This is a genomic window from Chelativorans sp. AA-79 (assembly GCF_029457495.1).
Lineage (GTDB): Bacteria > Pseudomonadota > Alphaproteobacteria > Rhizobiales > Rhizobiaceae > Chelativorans.
This window is the reverse complement of record NZ_CP120361.1, coordinates 1,161,358-1,183,864: the sequence shown is the minus strand read 5'-3', so window position 1 is coordinate 1,183,864 and position 22,507 is coordinate 1,161,358. Positions and strand designations below refer to the sequence as shown.

The 22,507-nt window shown below is 64.7% G+C and carries 12 protein-coding genes; 5 read left to right on the top strand and 7 right to left on the bottom strand.

The window, feature by feature from the left end:
• Positions 1-25: 25 nt before the first annotated feature.
• From PVE73_RS05940 to PVE73_RS05930, 3 genes are all read right to left on the bottom strand, one after another.
• Positions 26-1,222 (bottom strand): acyl-CoA dehydrogenase, encoded by a 1,197-nt coding sequence (locus PVE73_RS05940; RefSeq protein ID WP_277366065.1) that lies wholly within the window; start codon positions 1,220-1,222, stop codon positions 26-28.
• Positions 1,223-1,224: 2 nt separating this feature from the next.
• A complete protein-coding gene (locus PVE73_RS05935; protein ID WP_277366064.1) occupies positions 1,225-1,365 on the bottom strand; it encodes a hypothetical protein in 141 nt (46 codons plus the stop codon).
• 148 nt (positions 1,366-1,513) lie between these two features.
• On the bottom strand, positions 1,514-2,386 hold the full coding sequence (locus PVE73_RS05930) for a helix-turn-helix domain-containing protein (protein ID WP_277366063.1): 873 nt from the start codon (positions 2,384-2,386) through the stop codon (positions 1,514-1,516).
• A gap of 92 nt (positions 2,387-2,478) precedes the next feature.
• On the opposite strand from PVE73_RS05930, the gene pobA reads away from it, so the two are divergent.
• Positions 2,479-3,651: a 4-hydroxybenzoate 3-monooxygenase gene (pobA, locus tag PVE73_RS05925; protein ID WP_277366062.1), complete on the top strand. Its 1,173-nt coding sequence runs from the start codon at positions 2,479-2,481 to the stop codon at positions 3,649-3,651.
• A gap of 211 nt (positions 3,652-3,862) precedes the next feature.
• Here the strand turns inward: pobA and PVE73_RS05920 are convergent, their stop codons facing one another.
• From PVE73_RS05920 to PVE73_RS05905, 4 genes are all read right to left on the bottom strand, one after another.
• A complete protein-coding gene (locus PVE73_RS05920) occupies positions 3,863-4,618 on the bottom strand; it encodes a response regulator transcription factor (protein ID WP_277366061.1) in 756 nt (251 codons plus the stop codon).
• A 257-nt stretch (positions 4,619-4,875) separates the two neighbouring features.
• Entirely contained in the window at positions 4,876-5,550 is a 675-nt protein-coding gene (locus PVE73_RS05915) for a Crp/Fnr family transcriptional regulator (RefSeq protein ID WP_277366060.1), read from the bottom strand.
• A gap of 265 nt (positions 5,551-5,815) precedes the next feature.
• Entirely contained in the window at positions 5,816-7,036 is a 1,221-nt protein-coding gene (locus tag PVE73_RS05910) for a polysaccharide pyruvyl transferase family protein (RefSeq protein ID WP_277366059.1), read from the bottom strand.
• Positions 7,033-8,484 (bottom strand): hypothetical protein, encoded by a 1,452-nt coding sequence (locus PVE73_RS05905; RefSeq protein WP_277366058.1) that lies wholly within the window; start codon positions 8,482-8,484, stop codon positions 7,033-7,035. Before PVE73_RS05905 ends, PVE73_RS05910 begins: the two co-directional genes overlap by 4 nt.
• A 174-nt stretch (positions 8,485-8,658) precedes the next feature.
• On the opposite strand from PVE73_RS05905, the gene PVE73_RS05900 reads away from it, so the two are divergent.
• The 4 genes from PVE73_RS05900 to PVE73_RS05885 all read left to right on the top strand — a co-directional run bounded on the left by PVE73_RS05900 (position 8,659) and on the right by PVE73_RS05885 (position 22,506).
• Positions 8,659-9,468 (top strand): glycoside hydrolase family 16 protein, encoded by an 810-nt coding sequence (locus PVE73_RS05900; protein WP_277366057.1) that lies wholly within the window; start codon positions 8,659-8,661, stop codon positions 9,466-9,468.
• A gap of 308 nt (positions 9,469-9,776) precedes the next feature.
• A complete protein-coding gene (locus PVE73_RS05895) occupies positions 9,777-11,708 on the top strand; it encodes a non-ribosomal peptide synthetase (protein WP_277366056.1) in 1,932 nt (643 codons plus the stop codon).
• On the top strand, positions 11,705-19,699 hold the full coding sequence (locus PVE73_RS05890) for a non-ribosomal peptide synthetase/type I polyketide synthase (RefSeq protein WP_277366055.1): 7,995 nt from the start codon (positions 11,705-11,707) through the stop codon (positions 19,697-19,699). Before PVE73_RS05895 ends, PVE73_RS05890 begins: the two co-directional genes overlap by 4 nt.
• Positions 19,696-22,506, top strand: coding sequence for a condensation domain-containing protein (locus tag PVE73_RS05885; RefSeq protein ID WP_277366054.1), 2,811 nt, complete (start codon positions 19,696-19,698; stop codon positions 22,504-22,506). The genes PVE73_RS05890 and PVE73_RS05885 overlap by 4 nt, the downstream gene beginning before the upstream one ends.
• Position 22,507: the final 1 nt, after the last annotated feature.

Genomic DNA, 22,507 nt, shown 5'->3' with positions numbered 1-22,507 from the left:
GTGCGGATGCCGCAGGCAGAGGCGTTCAGAAAAATGCCTGCAGGCCCGTCTGTGCGCGGCCGAGGATGAGGGCGTGCACGTCATGCGTGCCCTCATAGGTGTTGACGGTCTCGAGGTTCTGGGCGTGGCGCATGACGTGGTACTCGATCTGGATGCCGTTGCCGCCATGCATATCGCGTGCAACCCGCGCGATGTCCAGTGCCTTGCCGCAATTGTTGCGCTTGACGAGCGAGATCATCTCCGGCGCGAACCGGCCTTCATCCATGAGCCGGCCGACGCGCAGACTCGCCTGCAGCCCCAGCGCGATCTCCGTCTGCATGTCGGCGAGCTTCTTCTGGAAGAGCTGGGTGGCCGCGAGCGGCCGGCCGAACTGCTGGCGCTCCAGCCCGTACTGCCGCGCTCGGTGCCAGCAATCCTCCGCAGCCCCCATGGCGCCCCAGGAAATGCCGTAGCGGGCGCGGTTCAGGCAGCCGAACGGCCCCTTGAGGCCCGAAACATTGGGCAGCAGCGCCTCCTCGCCGACCTCCACCCCGTCCATGACGATCTCGCCGGTGATCGAGGCGCGCAAGCTGAGCTTGCCGCCGATCTTCGGCGCCGAAAGACCCTTCATGCCTTTGTCGAGGACGAAGCCACGGATCTGATTGTCATGCGCGGACGATTTCGCCCAGACGACGAAAACGTCCGCGATCGGCGCGTTGGAGATCCACATCTTGGAGCCGCTGAGCCGGTAACCGCCGCCGGTCTTCTCGGCCCTCGTCTTCATGCCGCCGGGATCGGAGCCGGCGTCCGGCTCGGTGAGCCCGAAACAGCCGATGAACTCGCCGGAGGCGAGCTTCGGCAGGTATTTCTTCCGCTGCTCCTCCGAGCCATAGGCGTGGATCGGATACATCACCAGCGAGGACTGCACGCTCATCATCGAGCGGTACCCGGAATCGATACGCTCCACCTCGCGGGCGACGAGGCCGTAGGACACATAATTGGCGCCCACACCCCCATATTCCTCCGGGATTGTGACGCCGAGAAGCCCCGCCTCGCCCATCTCGCGGAAGATGGCGGGGTCCGTCTCCTCATTCATATAGGCGTGCTCGATGCGTGGGCCGAGCTTGTCGGCGGCAAAGCTCGCAGCCGCATCGCGGATCATGCGTTCCTCTTCGGAGAGTTGATCCTCCAGCAGGAAGGGATCGTCCCAGACGAACGCGCTGCGGCGGTTCACATCTGCCATTGTCAGACCTCCACGGCGGAAAACGCAGCCTCCATCGAGGCCTCCAGCATATCGAGCGCCTCCCTCAACCTCTCCTCTTCGATGGTGAGCGGTGGCAAGAGCCGTACTACATTCGCGCGCGTGCCGTATGCAAGCAAGATCACCGCCGGAGCCGTCCTCGTCGTCACCGATAAACTCAACTCCGAAGATTCTCCCATGTCTTGAAAGGCGATGCCCGTCAGCGGCGGATGTCATCAGCCGCTTCGGCAGAGGCAGACGCATCGGCCTCGCGGCGGTGCCGACCGGCACCGGCTATTTTGCGGTCACGGCGGCGCGAAGGCGGCTTGGCGGATAGCCGGCGGCCCGTCGGAAGAACCGGGAGAAATAGGCGGGATCGGGATAGCCGAGCAGGATGCCGATCTCCTTGACGCTCAATGTCGAGAACTGGAGATAGCGCTTGGCCTCAAGGACGATCCGCCGCTCGATGACCGAAAGGGCCGACTGCCCCAGCACCTGCCGGCAGACACGGTTGAGATGGGTCGGCGTGATGCCCAGTTCGCCGGCATAGCAAGGGACTGACCGCGTCTCCCGGTATCTTCGCTCCACAAGGGCGTGAAACGCACGCGCAAGCTGCGCGGAACGTCCCGCCCGTCCTTCGTCATGCGACGCTGTCGTCATTCCCAGGCGCAGGATCGTCAAGAGAAGGAGGGTGATCCTTGCGCGGATCGCGGCCGACCGCCCCGGCACCCGGCTGCCACATTCCAGAACAAGGCCATGGATTGCATTGTGCAACTCCCTGGCCTCGTCTTCGCCAGCGCTTATGACCGAGGCGCGGAGGAATAGGTATCCCATTTCCGGGATTTCGGTGAGCAGGTTCCTGATGTCACGCTCGAAGAAGGTCAACACGACCCCGTCGACATCTTCGCTGAAATCATAGCCGTGCACACACAGCGAGGGGACGGTGACCAGCGAAACGGGCCCGAGATCGAACGTCTCCCCGTCGATCGCGGCCCGGGCATTCCCGCTTCTCAGGAACAGAATTTGGAAGAACTGTTCGTGCCGGTGCGGCGCGATGCGGAATCCGTAGAGCCGGCTGCGCGAGGTGATCGTCTCCCAATGGAGCCAGTCCGCCTCATCGGGATAACGATCCTCGCCGTAAAGCGCGTAGATCGGAATTGGTTTCATGTCTGGATCATCCAAGTCTTTGGCTCTTCTGTCCATTGGCTTTTAAGGGGCAGCGCGTCACCGTTGACCCGGAGGAAATCGGAAGACGGATCATGCGAACACAGGTTGCCATCATCGGTGCCGGGCCGGCGGGTCTCACGCTCGGCCGGCTGCTTGAGTGCGCCGGGATCGACGCCGTCATTCTCGAGCGGCGCAGTGCCGGTCATGTTCTGAGCCGCATCCGCGCAGGCGTGCTCGAACAGGGTTCGGCGGATCTCCTGGAGAGGATCGGTGTCGGCGGACGGATGCGAAGGGAGGGGATTCCGCACGATGGAGTGGAACTGTCCTTCGACGGCGACATGCTGCGCATCGATTTTCACGGTCTGATCGGTCGTAAGGTGATGATCTACGGGCAAACGGAGGTGACGCGGGATCTCATGGATGCGCGGAACGCCTCCGGCGCGAGGACGATCTACGAGGCCGAGGACGTAAGCCTGCATGACGTCCGGGGAGGGGCCCCGAGGGTTCGCTTCGTCAAGGACGGGGGATTGCACGAGATCACCTGCGATTTCATTGCCGGCTGCGACGGCTTCCATGGGATCACGCGCGCCAGCGTGCCGGACAAAGCGATACGGACCTTCGAGCGGGTCTATCCCTTTGGATGGCTTGGCGTGCTGGTGGACAAGCCGCCTGTCGCGGACGAACTGATCTACGCCCATCACGAGCGTGGCTTCGCGCTCTGCTCGATGCGCTCGCATACCCGCAGCCGCTACTATGTGCAGGTGGATGCCGGCGAAACGGTGGACGCCTGGCCGGACGAACGCTTCTGGGACGAACTGCGCAGGCGGCTCAACCCGGAAATTGCCGAGCGGCTGCAGACCGGGCCGAGCATCGAGAAATCCATTGCGCCGCTGCGCAGCTTCGTCGCCGAACCGCTTCGTTTCGGCCGGCTGTTCCTGGCCGGCGATGCTGCCCACATCGTGCCCCCCACCGGGGCCAAGGGCCTCAACATGGCTCTGCGCGATGTAGGCATCCTGGCGGAGGCGCTTGTCGAGCATTACGAGGCGAAATCGGACGCCGGGATCGACGCATATTCGCAGCGCGTGCTTGCCCATACCTGGAAGACAGAGCGGTTCTCCTGGTGGATGACCTCCCTGCTTCACACCTTCCCCGAAACCGGCCGCTTCGGCCGTCGCATCCAGCGCGCGGAGTTCGACTATCTCGCGTCATCGCGATCCGCGCAGGAAAGCCTGGCGGAAAACTACACCGGTCTGCCGGATGCTTAGATTGCACGGGCCCACAGCAAAAAGGGCTCCGCGGTCTGTCGGCCCCGGAGCCCGAAGACGGTCTGCCGCGCGCGACGGCAGATATATATAGCGGCCATCAGGAACCAGTGTTTGGGAACAGGCCGACCCCATACGAATGACAGGGATGAGGTTCGTCCCGCGAGATCTTCTGGTCCTGGTCAGGCTTTTGGGCTCTCCGCCGCGCGAGCGATCAGGACATCATTTCCCTGATCTTGTAGGCCACCTCCGTGCGGTTGGTCGCGTTGAGCTTCTTCATGATGTTGCGGATGTGCACCTTGACCGTGCTCTCGCACAACTGCAGCTCGTAAGCGATGATCTTGTTGGCTTTTCCCCGCCGCAGCGCCTCGGCCACTTCCGCCTCGCGCGAGGTGAAAAGGCTGCCCAGGCCGGCGGCTCGGTTGGTGGTGGAATTGATCACGTCCCGCATGGCCAGCACGCCGCTTGCCGGCACGAAGACACCGCCCACCTGTGCGAGGTGGATCGCCTCCGCCGCGACGCTTACGCCCACATTGCTGGGAATGTAGCCGCGCGCCCCGGAATCGAGCGCCGTCAGAATCTGTCCGAGGTCATCGGAATCTGCGACCACGATGACAGGGCTGTCGTCGAACTCCTCGGCGAGGCTCTGAATCTCCGCCCGCACCGCAGCATCGGCAATTTTCCTGCTTCCCACGATGAACAGAACGGCGGACGGCTCTCTCGGGTTACCGGACTTGCGCCATTCGTCGGCGGAACCGACCGCGACGATATCCGTGTCGGGACCGCGCAAGCTCTGCGCAAGGCATTCCCTCCCCAGCGCCCGCGGATCGATCAGGAGGACAAGGTTCTCCTTCGGCTCCCTTCCGATATCCATATCTGCATTGAAATCGCTGCTCGTCTGTAGATCGAGCGGCAATGCCGGTGTCGGTTTTCCGACCGGCCCTGGTGAAAATCCATTTTCGAATTCCACGACACAACTCCCCTGTTGACGTTGTACAAGATACCGCCGGCAGAAGATCGTGGTCAGCCTTTTCCCGTCCCCAGCTGCCATCCCCCTGACGGTTCACGGTGATCGAGCAACAGGCACCCCCGCGCTGATCATCCGAGGGAAAGTATCTGCATAATTGGGGATAACATGCACTAACCTAGATTAAGCCCTTGTAAGAATATTCACCATTTGATAATAAATTTAATACAACTTGTAGTTGATAGACGAATCAGGAACCGTTACTCGCCGCGCAGCGTCAAATAGGACGTGTCGAAACCCACGAAATCTGCCAAACGGCCGATATTGTGGATCTCCACTGTACCATTACGGAATGAGACGAAGCCACTCTCCCGTAGATCTTTCAACACACGATTCACGTGAACGGCCGTAAGACCCAGGGCATCCGCCAGATCGGACTGCGTCAGAGGGCAGGAGAAGCGTACCCTTCCCCGGTCGGGCTTCGCACCGAGGCGATGGGCAAGTTCCAGGAGGAGATGCGCGGTGCGCTCGACCGCACCCCGCCGGCCGATGCTGGCCATATGCTCGGCGATCCGGGCGTTGCGCCGCGCTATGCCCTTCAAAATCGGGGCCGACAGCTCCCTTGGCGCAGTCAGCAGACGCTCCAGCGGAGCACCGGGAAATTCGAAAACCGTAGCGGGAGAAAGCGCTGTTACAACCTCGCGCGCCCATTCGGTTGTGCCGATTCCCACCACGTCGCCCGGAAGGAGGAAATCCAGCACGATGCGGGCGCCGCTGGTCAACATCTTTCCCGAAGCGACCCACCCCGAGGAGACAAGAAAGAAGGCCTCCTTGTTCCCGTCGCCATTGGAAATCGTGTCCCCGGCCTCGTAGACGCGCCGCCAAACATCGGGGCCCTTCCCCCCTGTCCGGCGATTGCCCGCGGACGCTGCCATGTCCGCTTCGAGAGCCTTCAAAAAATCCCCGAAATCTCCCGCCATAGAACAAGTATACCTCTCATCCGCAGGGAAGCATATGCCTGTCCTAATAAAACCCTAAATACCAAATCCGTTCGATATTTGTGCCAATTTTATACTAATGTGGTAGTGAATATTAACGAAATGAGATAATGGGCGGTTTCCCTCAATCACGAGTTCGTGAAGAAGATGCGGCCCGCAGAAATGCAGGCGAATTCTCCACAATTAATGTTTTGTTGTGTTCTTATATTCTTGCCCTGCCAGGGAGATACTGCCCGGTTGCGCTGCGCAGACGTTCAGTCAGCCGAACCAGGCCCGTCTCGGCTCTCTTGAGCTGCCGGGCATGGTCGCCCGAAGCGATTCCCGCCTCCAATGCCCGAAGGGCATGCGCGCCGACATCGGCCGGCTTCACGTCCTTTCCCCGGAGAAAGAAGTCCGCACGGCCTGTCTCTTCATAGAAGCTTTTGACCTTTTGGTCCCAGCCGAGCCCCACGCAGGGGATTCCGAGCGAATAGGCCACGATGCTCGCATGCAACCTGTGCGCGATGACGACGGCTGAGCGGCCGATCGTGGCGACGAGGTCGTCCGGTGTGGAAGGCCGCTCCGCCAGCACCACAGACCCGGCTTGGACGCAGTCCTCGCAAACCGAGCCGGCGACGACCTGCCGCATGAAACGCTCATCCTCGTCCGCACCATTGGTGAAGAGCATCACGCGGCACCCGGCATCGACCAGCCATCGCACGAGCAGGCGGTGTTCGGCCGCCGAAGACAAGGGTATCTGCGCGTCGGGAATGCCCGCATGCCGCCGCAGCACCAGCGGGTGCGTCACGCCCAACCCGACCACTGGAGGGCCGACATAGGGGAGTGCCGGGCCTGACGGGAGGTTCCGGGCAAGGAGACCCGGATCGGGAGTCACCTCCACTTCGAAACGGTTGCCGAAGTGGGCGATCCAGTTCTCGCGGGCATGACCGTCACGAACGGAGACATGGACGACCGGGCAGTCGAGCAGCCGCGCGAAAAGTCGTCTCGCCCGCGCGGACCAGTGAGCGGTGACGCCGACGGCGAACACGGCGAGCGGCTTGCCCGCCAGATCGACCCCCTCCAGAACCGCATTGAGCTTGAGCGGAAAGTTCAGGTCATCGTCTTGAAACAGGTTACCGCCGCCGACCACGACCGCATCGGCCTCCTCGATACGCTTAAGCCAGTGCGCTTTCATATCGCGCAGGCGGCTCCGAAGGACGAAAGTCACTGCGGCGGCACGCAGCGGTGCCGGCAGAAGGCGGAGCAGGGAAAGCGCGCGCATTCGGCCCGGACCCTGAAAGCGGTACTCTTCACGCCCGGCGATATCGATCGTCTCGACCGTGACGTCCCGGCCTTCCCGCATCAAGCCGTGCTCCAGGCATGCGGCGAGGACTCCGTCCCCCAGATTGGGACTGTATTTGACGTTGAAGATCAGGATTTTCACGGCCCGGCTCCCCTGAAAGGCGCTAGCGATTTTCCCTGCCCGCGTACGGCTTCAGGCGCCTTGCTTTCCTCGCGCACGGGCACGCGGAGAGCCACGACGGCAGCCGCCAGCACATAGAAGAGAAGCCCCAGGTCATAAACCGTGCCCGAGGCCAGTGCTTCGGCAAGACCGGCGACGAGCCCCGCCCGGCAGGCCCTGCCGGCCTTCTCGTCCAGCCCGAGTTCCGCACCATTCGCGCCGAGGCGCGGGAGGAGCAGGGAGGAGACGAAGACCACGAACAGGAAGGTGCCCGGCAGGCCCACATTGGAAAGGAGCACGAGAAGATAGCTCGAGGCGCGCGCGCTCCCGAGACCCGCGCCCCATCCCCAGGTGTCCAGAAACACCTGATAGGCGACGGCGTTCCACATGAACCTCTCGCGTCCGGACTGGCTGTCCAGCTTCGAAAAGAGGATCTCGTTCAGATAGCCCATCATGCCCTCCACCGCATCGGGCATCGCGATCACGGCAAACAGGGCGGCCAGCGGCAGAACAAGGACGACGGAGGCCAGGAAAGCCGGCCTTCCGGCCGGGTTCCGCCCCAATGACCACCGGGCGGACCGCATTCCCAGGAACAACGCGACGACGGCCAGCGAAACCATCCCGGTCGCCGAAGTGGACAGGACCAGGAGGACGAGGAGGAGCCCCGCGACCACTCCGGTGAGCGGTGAGCGTACCCGGTCCAGCCAGAGGCTGGCGACGAAGGCGAAGAGCACGGAAGTATAGCCTGCAAACGCGGACGCCTCCGCAAACGTGCCTGAGATGCGCTTGAACCCCGCCTTCTCGAAATCCGTCAGCAGGGCGTAGTTGGCTGTCCGCACGAAATCGAACAGATGGGCGCCACCCCCGTAATAGGTGACCACGTCCAGGACGGCGAACGCGATATTCGCGCCGGCCAGCGCGAGCATGGCGTTTACCAGACGCTCCGATGAGCCCGCCGAGCGCAGATAGGAGAAGGTGATGCCGAAGCAGGCGAGCCCCCCGAGCGCATAGAAGGCCTGCGTGATGTTGTTCGTGGAAGGCCCCAGCGGGATGAGCGAGATGGAGCTGCGCCCGCCCACGAGCCGCTGGACGGTCATGGTTTCCGTCGCGTCCTCCAGAAGGCGGGGCAGGAAGAACGCGCTCGCCACCGCGTAAAGTGTCAGGACGAGCAGCCAGAAACCGGCACGAGGCGGGGCGAAGGCGGCAAGCAGTGGTCCCTCGCCGAAAGCCATGTAGATGCGCAGGCAGTAAAAGACGAGGAAGAGGCTGGACACCAGCACCGACGCCCCGCCGAGGCTGGGCAGGCTGAATGCGGCTCCCGCTCCGAAAAGCGTGGAGACGACCATGATGAAGAAGGCCCTGTGGACGGGCGCGAAAAACACCATCATGCCCAAGACGATGGTCAGCAATCCGATCAGTTCGATTGACACGCCGGCGCCCCCGCGACCACTTACGGCTGAAGGTCACGCTAGCACAGAGCCGCTCCCCAGTCCTTCCACCTCGCCCTACCCCTTATGAAGGATGGCGGGCGGCTTTCGCCCGACTATTTGCGGCTCCTGCTTCGGCTATAGTGAATGGGGAAGTGTCCGATGAGACGGTCTTCGATGAAACATTCCAAACGGGTTTTCGAGACGCTTATCGGCGCCGCGGCCTTCGCGGCCTTTCTTGCCGCATCATCGGCCGCAGGCGACGCCGCGGAGGACGAGCTCGATCTCGGCCAGATGAGCCTTTCCTTTACCGAGGATTTCGACACGCTCAGCGTCTCTCCGTGGGGGCCGGGCACCCGATGGATCGCACACACGCCATGGTCGGGCGATTTCGGCGGCGCACGTTTCGCGAACCCTGCGGACGACTTTCCCTTCACCGTCAAGGACGGGATCCTGCGCATCGAAGCGCGCAAGGGAGAGGATGGCAAGTGGCGGTCCGGCCTGCTCGCTTCCGTCGACCCGAAGGGCGAAGGCTTCGCGCAGCAATATGGCTATTTCGAAATGCGCGCGCGCCTGCCGGAGGGTCCCGGTCTCTGGCCGGCCTTCTGGCTGATCGGCAAGGATCGCTCGAGCTACACCGCGGAAATCGACGTGATGGAGTTCTACGGCGACAAGCCCGACGGCTACTCGTCCGTCGTTCACGTCTGGTACCGCGACGGCCGGCACTACTCGCGCTACACGCGCAACGAAGTCTTCGGCGACGCCGATCCGGCGGATTTCCACACTTACGGCGTCCAGGTCGACCAGGACTGGATCCGCTTCTATTTCGACCGCAAGTTCATGTGGAAGACCGAGACGCAGGAAGAACATCGGCAGCCGCTCTATATCCTGCTCAACCTGGCGATGGTGGACGGCCTTTCGAAAGAGGACGCGCCCGATCCCTCCTATATGTATGTGGACTATGTCCGCGCCTATCGAGCGGATTGAGCCCTTTCCCGGATTCCAGGCGGCTTGCAGGTGGTGACGCTACTGCTTTGAGGCAGGCCCCTGCCCCGCAGGAAAGCCTCCTTCACCGAACGGCCTATCTCGCGCAGGGAATACAGCTTCCGGTCAGGCCGCGCTCATCCGGATGACTATCTGTTTCTTTTGCGCTGCGCGTGAAATCCTTCGCACAAGCAGCATGGAATGATCACGTAAATCTTTGATTTCACTAACTTCCATGCTGAACGAACGGGGGCTCTCTGGCATCATTGACAGCCGGCGCAGGCCACTTCGACGCGGGTGCTGGAATGAATATGAACGAAGGTCGGGCTGACTTCTCCGGACAGGTGGGGACCGCGGCGGTTTTCCCGGCCGTCGGCTACGACCGCGAGCGCAGCGTTCATGACCAGGTGAGCGAGCAGGCGGCGGCAAGGCCGAACGCCGTCGCGGTCGGATTCGGGCAGGAGCGGCTGACCTATGCTGAGCTCGACCGCCTTTCCTCGGCGCTGGCCTCTGAGCTCGCCGCGTTCGGCGTGGCGAAGGGCGATATCGTCGGTCTTTTCCTGCCGCGTTCTCTGAAGACGGTGGTCGCGATGCTTGCCACGCTGAAGGCCGGCGCAGCCTATGCACCGTTCGACCCCGCCTATCCCGAAGAGCTGCTGGGTTACATGATCGGGGAAAGCGCGCCGAAGGTCATGTTCGTGGACGGCACGAGCCGCGCGAAGATCGCGGCTCTACGGGGAACAGGTGACGGGATCGTCGACCTCGATGCGGCTCTTGCCGGCTTGAGGGGCCTCTCACGCCCTGCACCACGCGTTTCGGTCTCGGGCGACGACGCGGCCTATGTCATGTACACCTCCGGCTCCACCGGTCGACCCAAGGGCGTGGTCATCCCGCATCGCGGCATTGCACGGCTGGTGCGCGGCCAGAACTATGTCGAGCTTCGGCCCGAGGACGTGGTGCTGCATACCGCCACGATCGCATTCGACGCCGCCACGTTCGAAATCTGGAGCGCGCTGCTCAACGGCTGCAGGCTGGTGGGGATCGGCGACCGCACGCTTTCGCTGCAACGCATCGCGGATGTCATCGACGGCGAGGGCGTCACCGTCATGCTTCTGACGACGGGGCTCTTCCACCTGCTGGTCGAGCACCGGCGCGGCGGCTTTCCCTCGCTGCGGCACGTGCTCTTCGGCGGCGAAGTGGCCTCCGCCGCTCATGCCAGGCGCTTCCTGCGCGCCAATCCCCGCTGCGCCCTGACGAACGCCTATGGCCCGACCGAGGTGACCGTGATGGCTTCCGCCTACACGATCCCGCCGGATTTCGAAGGTCACGAGATCCCGATCGGTCGCACCATCGCCCACGGCCGCGTCCACATCCTCGATGACGATCTCAATGAGGTTCCGGCGGGCGCGGAAGGTCAGCTCGCGGTTTCCGGCGACGGGCTGGCGATCGGGTATCTGAACCGGCCGGACCTGACGCGGGAGCGTTTCGTCACGGTCAGGACGGCGGAGGGCGATGCGACGCGCTGTTATCTGACGGGCGACCTCGCCGTCGTGGACGGCGACGGCATCCTGCATTTCCGCGGCCGCCGCGACCGGCAGATCAAGATCGACGGGAAACGCATCGAGCTCGACGAGATCGAGGCCGCGTTGCGGCGCGATGCGCGGCTTGCCGATGCGATCGTCACCTGCCAAGAGGGTGCGGCGGGCAGGCGGATTGTCGCCTATCTGAAGCCGCGCCTGCCCCTAGCGACGGCCGGGGAAGAGTTTGCGAACGCGATCCTTTCGACGCTCAGAACGATCCTGCCGCAGCACATGATCCCGAGCCTGGGGATCGTGTTGGAGCAGTTCCCGATGAACCAGGCCGGCAAGATCGATCGCGCCAAGCTGCCGCTGCCGCCCGCATCGGAGGCGGCACCGGGCACGGCGGACGCCTCCATCGCCGGCACAGAAGCGGTGGTGCGGGAGATCTGGGAGCGGGTGCTCGGCCGAACCGGGGTCGGCCTCGACCAGAACTTCTTCGATCTCGGCGGCACCTCGCTCCAGCTCATGCGGGTCCACGCGACCATCGCGGAGGCCATCGGCAGGGAAGTGGATGTCGTCAGCGTGTTTCAGCATCCGACGATCCGTGCGCTCGCGGCGCATCTGGACAGCGGCCGTTCCGGTCCCGAGTCGGGCCCCACGGCCCGGTCGCGCGCGGACCTGCAGAGGAGAAGCCTGACGCATTTCCGCCGGAGGCTCCCATGACGCACGACCTGCAGGATCAATCCATGGAGGAAGAAGCTTTCGGCCGCATCGCCATTGTCGGCATGTCCGGCCGGTTCCCGCGCGCCCGCTCGGTCGACGCGCTCTGGCAAATGGTGAGCGAAGGCAGAAACGCCTTTGCCCATTTCCGCCCCGAGGAGCTGGAAGACGCTTTCCCGGACGATATCCGCGCATCCGGGACCTATGTGCCGGCCCGCCCGCATCTGGAGGACGTCGACCTGTTCGACGCCGAGTTCTTCGGCATGTATCCGCGCGAGGCGGCCCTTCTCGATCCGCAGTTCCGCACGTTCCTGGAAATCTGCTGGGAGGCGATCGAGGGAGCCGGGTACGATCCTTATTCCTGCCCCGGCCAGGTGGGCGTCTTCGCCGGATCCGCGCTCAGCACCTATCTCATCAACAACGTGCTCTCGGATCGGCAGAAAGTCGAGGCGTTCGCCTCGAATTACCAGGTCGGCATGTTCTCCGAGCTGATCGGGGCGATCAATGACACGCTCGCGACCCGCGTGGCCTACAAGCTCAATCTGCGCGGTCCGGCCTTCACCATCCAGTCCGCCTGCTCGACATCGCTTCTGGCGGTGGCCCAGGCCTGCCAGAACCTGCTCACCTATGCCTGCGACATGGCGCTCGCGGGCGGCGTGTCGATCACCTTTCCGCAGAAGCGCGGCTATATCCACCAGGAAGGCGGCATGGTTTCGCCGGACGGCTTCTGCCGCCCGTTCGACGCCGAAGCGGGAGGGACCGTCTTCGGCAGCGGCGCGGGCGTCGTGCTCCTCAAGCGCCTGGAGGATGCCCTTCGCGACGGCGATCACGTCCACGCGATGATCCTCGGCTACGGCGTCAACAATGACGGCTCAGGCAAGGTGGGTTACACCGCGCCGAGCGTGACCGGCCAGGCCGAGGCCATCTCCGCCGCCATTGCCAGCGCGGGGATCGATCCGTCGACCATCGGCTATATCGAATGCCATGGCACGGCGACCCCGCTCGGCGATCCCATCGAGTTCGCCGGCCTCAGGCAGGCCTTCGGCAAGGCCGACGGCCCGGCGAATTGCGCGCTCGGTTCCGTGAAGGGCAATCTCGGCCATCTGGATGCCGCCGCCGGCGTGACGGGGCTCATCAAGGCGGTGCTGGCGCTGCGGCATGCCAAGATCCCTCCCCTGGCAAATTTTTCGAAGCCCAATCCGCGCATCGATCTCGACGATAGCCCATTCTACATCCCCCGGGAGTTGCACGACTGGCCAGCCGGGGCCTCCCCACGCCGGGCGGGTGTCAGTTCCTTCGGTGTAGGCGGCACCAATGTCCATCTGGTGCTCGAGGAAGCGCCGGCTCTTCCCACCCTCGCGCAGGTTGACCAAAGGTCGAGCTACATCCTTCCCTTGTCGGCGCGAAACGATCGGTCGCTGGGCGAGATGCGCCGCAACCTAGCACAGGCGCTGAAGCGTGACTCGCATTTGCCGCTTCCTGCCCTCGCCTACACGCTGCAAAGCGGCAGGCACCATTTCGCCCATCGTTCGGCGGTGATCGCAAACAGCATCGAGGACGCCATCGCCGGATTTGAGGCAGAGCGGCCGGTCGCCGGCAAGGCGGCCGAGGCGCCGCCGGTCGTCTTCATGTTCCCCGGCCAGGGCGCTCAGTATGTGGGCATGGGCTTCGGCCTCTACGAGAGCGAGCCGGAATTCGCCCGCTGGATCGACCATGGCGCGCACCTCCTGGAACAGCGAGCCGGGATCGACATCCGTCGGTTCCTGTGCCGTGCGGGCGACGCTTCGGACAAGGATCTGGCCGCCGCGCTGAAGGACACGCGGATCACCCAGCCCGCCCTCTATCTCGTCGAATACGCGGCGGCCCGGCTCTGGATGGACCGGGGGGTGAAGCCCGACGCCATGATCGGCCACAGCGTCGGCGAGTTCGTCGCCGCCACGCTGGCCAATGTGATGTCCTTCGACGACGCGCTGCTTCTCGTCGCGGCCCGCGGGCGCCTCATGCAGGATCAGCCGAAGGGCGCGATGATCTCCGTGCGCGCCGACGTGGAAACGGTGCAGCCCCATCTCGGCGAAGGCATCGAGATCGCCGCGGTGAATGCGCCGAAGCTGTGCGTCATCTCCGGCACGTTCGAGGCGGCGGACGCCGCCTGCGCAAGGCTGGAGGCGGCAGGCATCGCCTTCAGCCGCCTCCACACCTCGCATGCCTTCCACTCCGCCATGATGGATGAAGCGGCCGCGGCTCTGCGGGAGGAGACGGAGAAGCTCGCCTACGGCAAGGCGACCATCCCCTATGTCTCCTGCGTCACCGGCGGCTGGCAGACGGACGCTGTGGGGACCTCGCCGGACTATTGGGCGCGGCACTGCCGCGACACTGTCCACTTCTCGGACGGCCTTGCAACGGTCTGCCGCGACAGAAAGCCCGTCCTGCTGGAAGTGGGGCCCGGCCGCACGCTCTCGACCTTCGCCGCCCAAACCGTCGACCGCGCCGGGCTGGCGGGCATCGTCCAGTCGCTGCCCGACCACGACAAGGCGTCGGCCGCGGTTCCCGCCTTCGCCGAAGCCCACGCCCGGCTCTGGATCGCCGGCTGCGACCTCGAGTGGCCGTCGCTGCCGGACGACGCGCGGCGGCGTCTCCCCCTGCCGACTTACGCCTTCGAGCGCCAGCGGCACTGGATCGAGGCGCCGCCGCCGACCCGCCAGGCGGCGAACCCGCAAACCACATCCGCCGGCGAGGCCGCATCCCAAGGCGGCCTGCCGCAACCCGCACCCTCATTTGGAAACGAAGCCATGAATGCTGTTACACCCGCTCCTTCCCCGGGCAGGACCGAAAAGCTGGAAGCCGCGCTGCTCGCGCTCCTGGCCGAGATGTCGGGCGAGGAGATCGCCGCCGACTCCGCCGAGGCGACGTTTCTGGAACTCGGCTTCGATTCCCTGTTCATCGGGCAGTTCGCGCAGAAGGTAGAGAAGCAATACAAGGTGAAGCTCTCCTTCCGCGAGCTTCTGGGCAGCATTCCGACCGTCGCCGCGCTTGCCCGGCACCTGGATGCCGAAATGCCGGCCGAAGCCACGCTGACCGCCGCTCCCGTTCAACCAATCCAGGCGCCGGCACAGGCGACCGCCGCACCGGTGATGTCGCCGCTTGCGGCAGGCGCGACGGCGGGCGGCGGGCTCGATGCGATCTTCCAGTCGCAGATGCAGATGATGCAGCAGCTCTTCGCGCAACAGCTGCAGGCGATGCAGGCCATGAACGCCGCCCAGCCTGCACAGCCTCTCCCCGCGATCCAGGCCCCTGTGCAGCCGCCCGTGCCAAAGCCGGAGGAAACGGCAAAGATCGCCGATGGCGAGATCGGCGGCGGGCGCGTCCGCATCTACAAGCCCGGCGCACGCGCCGGCGACGGCGAGCTCTCGCCGGAAAAGCGCAGGTTCATTGCCGATCTCGCCGAGCGCTATTCCGCGAAGAATGCCGGCTCGAAGGCCTTTGCGGCGGCCCATCGCGGCCACCTCGCCGATCCGCGCACGGCAGCGGGTTTCCGCCCGGAGTGGAAGGAACTGGTGTTCCCCCTCGTCTCCGATCGCTCCAAGGGCTCGCGCATCTGGGACATCGACGGCAACGAATATATCGACCTCGTCAACGGCATGGGCCAGACCGCCTTCGGCCACGCCCCCGACTTCGTGGTCGATGCGATCCGCGCCCAGGCTGACCAGGGTTTTGCGATCGGCCCGCAGACACCACTGGCCGGCGAGGTGGCCGATCTCATCGGTGAGATGACCGGGCACGAGCGCGTGACCTTCTGCAACACCGGCTCGGAAGCGGTCATGGCAGCCATGCGCGTGGCCAGGGCCGTGACGGGCCGCGAGAAGATCGTCGTCTTCGGCAACGACTATCACGGCCAGTTCGACGAGGTGCTGGTGAAGGGCCGCAACCGCAACGGCGCGCCGGTGGCGCTGCCGATCGCACCCGGCATTCCGGCAGGTTCCCTCTCGAACATGACGGTGCTCTCCTATGGCGCGCCGGAAAGCCTCGACTGGATCCGCGCCAATGCGGAGGATATCGCGGCGGTCATCATCGAACCGGTCCAGAGCCGGCATCCGGAACTGCGCCCTGTCGACTTCGTGCGCGAACTGCGCGGCATCGCGACGGAGCGTGAGTTCGCGCTGGTCTTCGACGAGGTCGTGACCGGCTTCCGCGTGCATCCCGGCGGAATGCAGGCCGTCTGGGGCATCCGGGGCGACATGGCGACCTACGGCAAGGTGCTGGGCGGCGGCATGCCCATCGGCGTGCTGGCCGGCGACAGCCGCTTCATGGACGCGCTCGACGGCGGCACCTGGACCTATGGCGACGATTCCGTGCCGATGGTCGCACCCACCTTCTTCGCCGGCACCTTCGTGCGACACCCCTTGGTACTGGCTGCGGCAAAGGCCGTGCTGAAGCACATAAAGGGCGAGGGCCAGGCCCTCTACGGCAGGGTTGCCGACCGCACCGGCAAACTCGTCGAGGAACTGAACGTCGACATGGCGGCGCGTGGCATCGGGAGCGGGATCAACGCCTATTCGAGTTGGTTCGTGACCGACTTCGGCAGCCTCGATCCGCTGGGCACGCTCTTCTATCCTCAGGCCCGGACGCTCGGCCTTCATATCCAGGACGGCTATCCCTGCTTCCTGACCACCACGCATTCCGAGGAGGACTTCCGGCGCATCGCCGAGATCTTCCGTGAGAGCCTCGATACGCTCCAGTCCGTGGGGATCCTGGCGCCGTCAGCGGAACCGAAGCACGCTCCCAAACCCCGCCCGCCCGAACGGGAGATCATCTCGGGCGAGCTGACGGAATCGCAGAAGGAGATCTGGCTTGCCGCCCAGGCCGGCGACGAAGCTTCCTGCTCGTTCAACGAGTCCTTCAGCCTCTCCCTGGAAGGACCGCTCGACGAGGATCTCTTCGCCCGCGCGCTCGATGTGGTGATCGCGCGGCACGATGCGCTCCACATCCGCTTCGCACGGGCGGGAGACCGTTTCGAGATGATCCCGGATTTCCAGATCGCGCTCCAGAAGGCCGATTTCAGGCAGAAGGATCAGCCCGAAGCGACGCTCGACGACATCCTCGCCGAGGAAGCCACGACACCCTTCGATCTCGCGAAGGGGCCGCTCGCCCGCGCCCGTCTCGTCCGGCTTTCGGATGACCGCCATGTCTTCGTCTTCACCGCGCACCATATCGTCTGCGACGGCTGGTCCGCGAATGTGATCCTCGAAGAAATGGCCGAAACCTATTCGGCCCTCCTCAAGGGATCGGCGCCAGACCTCCCGCCGGCACTTTCCTTCGCTGCCTATGCGAGCGACTTCGCCAGGAAGGAAGCACGACCCGAGACCGAAACCTACTGGCTCAAGCAGTTCGAGACGGTTCCCGACCTGCCGGAAATGCCTACGGACCGGCCGCGGCCGGAGCATCGCAGCTTTGCCGGCGGCACCTGCACCGCCTTCATCGAGAAGGATGCCTATAAACGCCTGAAGAAGGCCGGGGCGAAGAGCGGCGCCACACTGTTCTCGACGCTGCTTGCCGCGCTCCAGGTGATGATCTCACGCCTCTCCGGCAGCACGGATATCGTGGTCGCCGTGCCATCGGCAGGCCAGAGCCTCGTTCCCGACCAGACGCTCGTCGGCCATTGCGTCAACCTCCTGCCCGTACGCCAGCAGGTGGAAGCCAGGACGAGCTTCGAACAGCATCTGCGCCAGACCCAGCAGCTCGTGCTGAATGCTTTCGAGCATCAGGACTACACCTACGGCACGCTGGTGCGCAAACTCGGCCTCAAGCGGGATCCCAGCCGGCTGCCGTTGACGGAAATCCAATTCAACCTGGAGCGGGTGGCGAAAAACGCAGGCTTCGAGGGCTTGGCCGCGACCGTCACGCCCAATCCGAAGGCTTTCTCCAACTTCGACATGTTCCTGAACATGATCGAGGGCGACGACGGCATCCGCATCGATGTCGACTACAATGGAGACGTCTACGACCGCTCGACGATCGAACGCTGGCTCGGCCATTTCAACACCCTCGTGGCTGGCCTGGCCGAGGGCATAGACAAGAACATCGCCGACCTCCCCCTCCTGTCCGAGGCGGAGACGCGGTGGCTGGTCAAGGATCTCAACGAGACGGCCTCGGACTATGACCACGACCGCTTCACGTTCGAGCTCTTCGCGGCAAGGGCCGCCGAGCAGCCCAAGGCCATCGCCGCGGTGCATGAGGGCAAATCGATCACCTACGGTGCCCTTGAGGCGAGAAGCAATCAGCTCGCGCGCCATATCCAGTCGAAGCTCTTCATTCCCGGCATGCGCATCGCGCTGGCGCTCGACCGCTCGATCGACATGCTCGTATCGCTGCTCGCGATCATGAAGGCCGGGCACGCCTATGTGCCGCTCGATCCGGGCCATCCGCAGGCGCGTTTGGGCCAGACGATGGAAACCGCCCGCGTCTCCGCGCTCATCTGCGCGAATGACGGGATCGCCAGGCTTGCCGACAAGGGCACTTGCGTCATCCGCATGGACCTGGAACGGGACGAGATCGCGCGGCAGGACACGCGTCCGCTCGAACCGAACGCCTTCGACACCGAGGCGCCCGCCTATGTGATCTTCACGTCGGGCTCGACGGGCACGCCGAAGGGCGTGGAGGTCTCGCACCGCGCGCTGGTGAATTTCCTCACCTCCATGGCGAAGGAACCCGGCTTCTCCTCGCAGGACACGCTGCTGGCGGTGACGACGATCTCTTTCGACATCGCCGGGCTGGAGCTCTACCTGCCCCTGATCATGGGCGGGCGCGTGGTCATCGCCAACCGGACCGAGGTGCAGGACGGCTTCGCGCTGGTGAAGCTCCTCAAGGCAAGCGGCGCCAACGTGCTTCAGGCGACCCCCACGCTGTGGCAGATGCTTGTGGAAGCGGGACTCGCCAACCAGCCGAAGCTCAGGATGCTCTGTGGTGGCGAGCCGCTGCCGCGCGACCTCGCCCGCAAGCTGCTCAGGATCGGCGGCGAGTTGTGGAACATGTACGGGCCGACGGAAACGACGATCTGGTCCTCGGTAGCGAGGATCACGAGCGGCGAAGCGCCCATCCATATCGGCCACCCGATCGCCAACACGCAGCTCTACATCCTGGACGCCCACGACCGCATCGCGCCGGTGGGCGTGACCGGCGAGCTCTATATCGGCGGAGACGGGCTGGCGAACGGCTATTTCGACCGCCTCGACCTCACGGAGGCGGCCTTCCGTCCGATCCGGATCGATGGCGGCCTGCCGCGGCGGCTCTACAACACGGGCGATGTCGGCAGGCGTCTGCCCGACGGCACATTGCAGCTGCTTGGCCGGCGCGATAACCAGATCAAGCTGCGCGGTTTCCGCATCGAGCTCGGCGAGATCGAGGCGGTGATGGCCAGGAAGGGCGGCATCCGCCAATGTGCCGTCGTTGCGGCCCCGAACCGGAACGGCGACCGCCAGCTTGTCTGCCACTTCGTGGCGGACGGGCCCGAGCCCTCCGCGGACGAGCTGACCACCCACGCCAAGGCGCATCTGCCGGCGCATATGGTTCCGAGCTTCTGGGTCGCGGCAAGCCAGCTTCCGCAGACGGCCAATGGCAAGCTCGACCGCAAGGCGCTGGAGAAGCGCGGCGTTCCGCAACGCCAGGCAGCCCCGGTCCGAACGGGACCGCGCACCCCGATGGAGGAGAAACTGTCGGGCATCTGGAAAGAGGTGCTGCAGGTGGGCGAGATCGGCGTCGACGACAATCTCTATGCACTCGGCGCGGATTCGCTCAGCATCTTCCGCATCGCCGCACGCATGATGGATGCCGGTTTGCCGCTGGAAGCCAAGCACCTGATGCGCCATCCGACCATTTCCGATCTGGCGGGGTTCGCCGAGGAACACGCCCAGGCCCCGGTCAACGGCTCCGTGGCGCCGATCCCCTCGCTCCGTGATTTCCGCAATGGCGCACGCCGCCGCGTCGAGAGGCTCACATGAACATGATGGATCTGGCCGGCGCGCCGGCGGAAAACCCGCGCCGGGTCATCGCCGAATTCCCGTGCACCCAGACACAGCTCCGCTGCTGGTTCCTGGATCAGCTCAAGCCGGGCAACCCCGCGCTCAACGTGGCCGTGCGCTGGGAAATCCGCGGCGCCTTCAAGATCGCGAGCATCGAGGAGGCGTTCCGCAAGGTCATCGAACGTCACGAGATCCTGAGGACCCGGTTTGCCGACGTTGACGGCCAGCCGGTGCAGCAGGTGGTGGACAGCGTCGATTTCCGCATGTCCGTCATCGACCTGCGCAACGTACCCGCCTCCCAGCGTGACGAGCGCATCCAGTCCATCAGCCGCGAGACGGCTGGGGTGCCGTTCGACCTGCGCGAGCCCGGCCTCTTCCGCGTCACCTTCCTGATGGTGGAGAACAATCGCGGCCTGATCCTCATCACCGCGCACCAGTCCTGCTTCGACGGCTGGTCGATCCGCATCCTCGGGCGCGAGGTTGGCGAGATGGCCTCGGCGATCGACTCCGGCAGAACGCCGACACTGCCCGAGCTTCCGCTGCAATATGGCGATTTCGCGCTCTGGCAGGCCGAATACCGGCAGAGCTACGGCTTCGAGGCCGAAAAAGCATACTGGCGCAGGCAACTGGCGGACGCGCCCTATTTCGAGATCCGGCCGGACCGCCCCCGCGGTGGGGTCAAGACCAATCGCGGCGACATCGTCTCGGTGGCGATGCCGCTCGAATTCGGCGAGCGGATCAACCTGGCTGCGCGCGGGCTGCAGGTGTCGCTCTTCAGCCATGGCGCAGCGGTGATCAGCGCTGCCCTGCACCGCTTCTCCGGCGAACGGCAGATCCTCTTCGGAACGCAGATCGCGGGACGCGAGGATGTCGATCTGGAGAACCTCATCGGTGTCTTCATCAACAATCTGGTCCTGCGCTTCGACGCGTCGGACGAGCTGAGTTTTGCCGAGCACGTCCGGCGGGCCGGCGAAACGGTGGAATCCGCGCTCAACCATCAGAGGATGCCGTTCAACAACCTCGTCGAGCTGATCAACCCCGCGCGCGACCCCGCGCGCAACCCGCTGGTCTCGATCAATTTCAACCAGCAGAAAGCCTTCCTCGAGGATGCGCGCTATGGCGGGTTCGAGCTCATCAGCTCGCCTTCCCAGTCGCCCGGCGTGATCTACGATCTGAACTTCATCATGATCGGCAGGCCGAACGGCTGGCGCATGTCCGTGGAATACAACATGGACCTTTTCGACGCCGCCACGGCAAAGGAACTCCTGCGCGTCTGGCAGGAGACCTACGAGATGGCGCTGGAGCGGCCCGAGGCCACGCTGGGCTCCTTCGGCACGCCGCCCAGCGCGCGCCTCCAAAAGACCGCGCCCTCGGGTGAACTCGGCGGTATCGAGGCGCTTCTCGGTAAGCATCCCGACATCCAGGAAGCGGCGGCGATCCGCACCGACGACGGAGGCATCTACGCCTTCGTGGCGCCCTCGCCTTCACTTTCACGGCCTCTTGAAACGCTTCCCGCATTTCTGATGGACCATCTCGCCAATCGGCTGCCCGCGAAGGACATGCCGGCCGGTGTCAGCGTACTGCTCATGTTCCCACGCACCCCCGCAGGGGACATTGACCGACAGGCGCTGAAGGCTCCCTCGCCGGGTCCGCTCCCGGCGAGGGAGCGCCCAATCTCCAAGCCCGCTCCGGACGCACGAAGCCTCGCGCCGGCGAAGGAGCACGAGCTTGCGAGGATCTGGGCGAATGTCCTCGGGGTGGACGAGGTCAAAGGCTCGGACGACTTCTTCGCGCTCGGCGGCCATTCGCTTCTGGCCCTGCGGATGTTCTCCGCGATGAGGGAGGCCTTCGGCGTCAAGCCGGAACTCTCGCTCCTCTTCAAGGCGCCCACGCTCGCCGCCTTCTGCCGCGAAGTCTTCGGCGAAGAGGCTGCCACGGCCGAGATGCCGACCGCGACGGCAGAAGCGGAGGAGAAGCCCCGTTCCGTCTATTGGGAAACGTCCGTCTATCGCAAGGGGAACGGCGCCTGCACGGTTTACACGCTGAACCACCCGCTGCTCTATTACCACATGGCCAATGCGCTGGCCGATGGCCCGTCTGTGGTGAACCTCCACATGTTCGGCGCCGAACTTGACGACGAGCTCCGCCGGATGAGCATCGAGGAGATCGTCGCCGACGCAATCCGCGCCATGGACCTTCGCCCCGGTTCAGGCCCCTTGGTGCTGGTCGGCCTTTGCATCAACGGTCTTCTCGCGATCGAGATGGCGAGGCAGCTTCGCGGCATGGGTCACGACGTCGACTGCGTCGCCATGATCGACACCTGGGCGCCCGGCTATTTCCGCGCGCTGCCGCGCCTGCGGCAGTCCCGCTGGAAGCTGGAAAGGCGGGTGAAGCGGCTCGCCTATTTCACCGGCAGGCTTCTGCGCGGGCGCATCCGGCTCATGGACTATCTCAAGGAGTTCAATCTCTCCCAGAAACTCCTTGGGCGCCTCAGCAGTGCGGCCGCCTTGACGAAGGAGGAAGTGGCGACCGAAGCGGTAACCGAGCTTCTGGTGAATGCCTCGCGCAGCTATCGGCTGCAGCCGGTCATGGACGAGGAGGTCCTGCTGTTCCGCAGCCAGGCCCATCACAAGCGCGCACGGAAGCTCCTGTTCGGCTGGCGCGGTTTCATTCGTGAGGATAGCGCCGTCCACGATGTCGAGGGATGGCATGAGGATTCGCTGACGAGCGCGGGCATAGAAAGTCTGGCGGGAACGCTGTCGAGGCGCCTGGCGGCGGGAGGTTGAG

Coding starts and splice junctions, on each gene's coding strand:
- PVE73_RS05900 (WP_277366057.1), top strand. CDS start 8,659: ATGAAACATTCCAAACGGGTTTTCGAGACGCTTATCGGCGCCGCGGCC.
- PVE73_RS05885 (WP_277366054.1), top strand. CDS start 19,696: ATGAACATGATGGATCTGGCCGGCGCGCCGGCGGAAAACCCGCGCCGG.
- PVE73_RS05930 (WP_277366063.1), bottom strand. CDS start 2,386: ATGAAACCAATTCCGATCTACGCGCTTTACGGCGAGGATCGTTATCCC.
- PVE73_RS05895 (WP_277366056.1), top strand. CDS start 9,777: ATGAACGAAGGTCGGGCTGACTTCTCCGGACAGGTGGGGACCGCGGCG.
- PVE73_RS05915 (WP_277366060.1), bottom strand. CDS start 5,550: ATGGCAGCGTCCGCGGGCAATCGCCGGACAGGGGGGAAGGGCCCCGAT.
- PVE73_RS05890 (WP_277366055.1), top strand. CDS start 11,705: ATGACGCACGACCTGCAGGATCAATCCATGGAGGAAGAAGCTTTCGGC.
- PVE73_RS05940 (WP_277366065.1), bottom strand. CDS start 1,222: ATGGCAGATGTGAACCGCCGCAGCGCGTTCGTCTGGGACGATCCCTTC.
- pobA (WP_277366062.1), top strand. CDS start 2,479: ATGCGAACACAGGTTGCCATCATCGGTGCCGGGCCGGCGGGTCTCACG.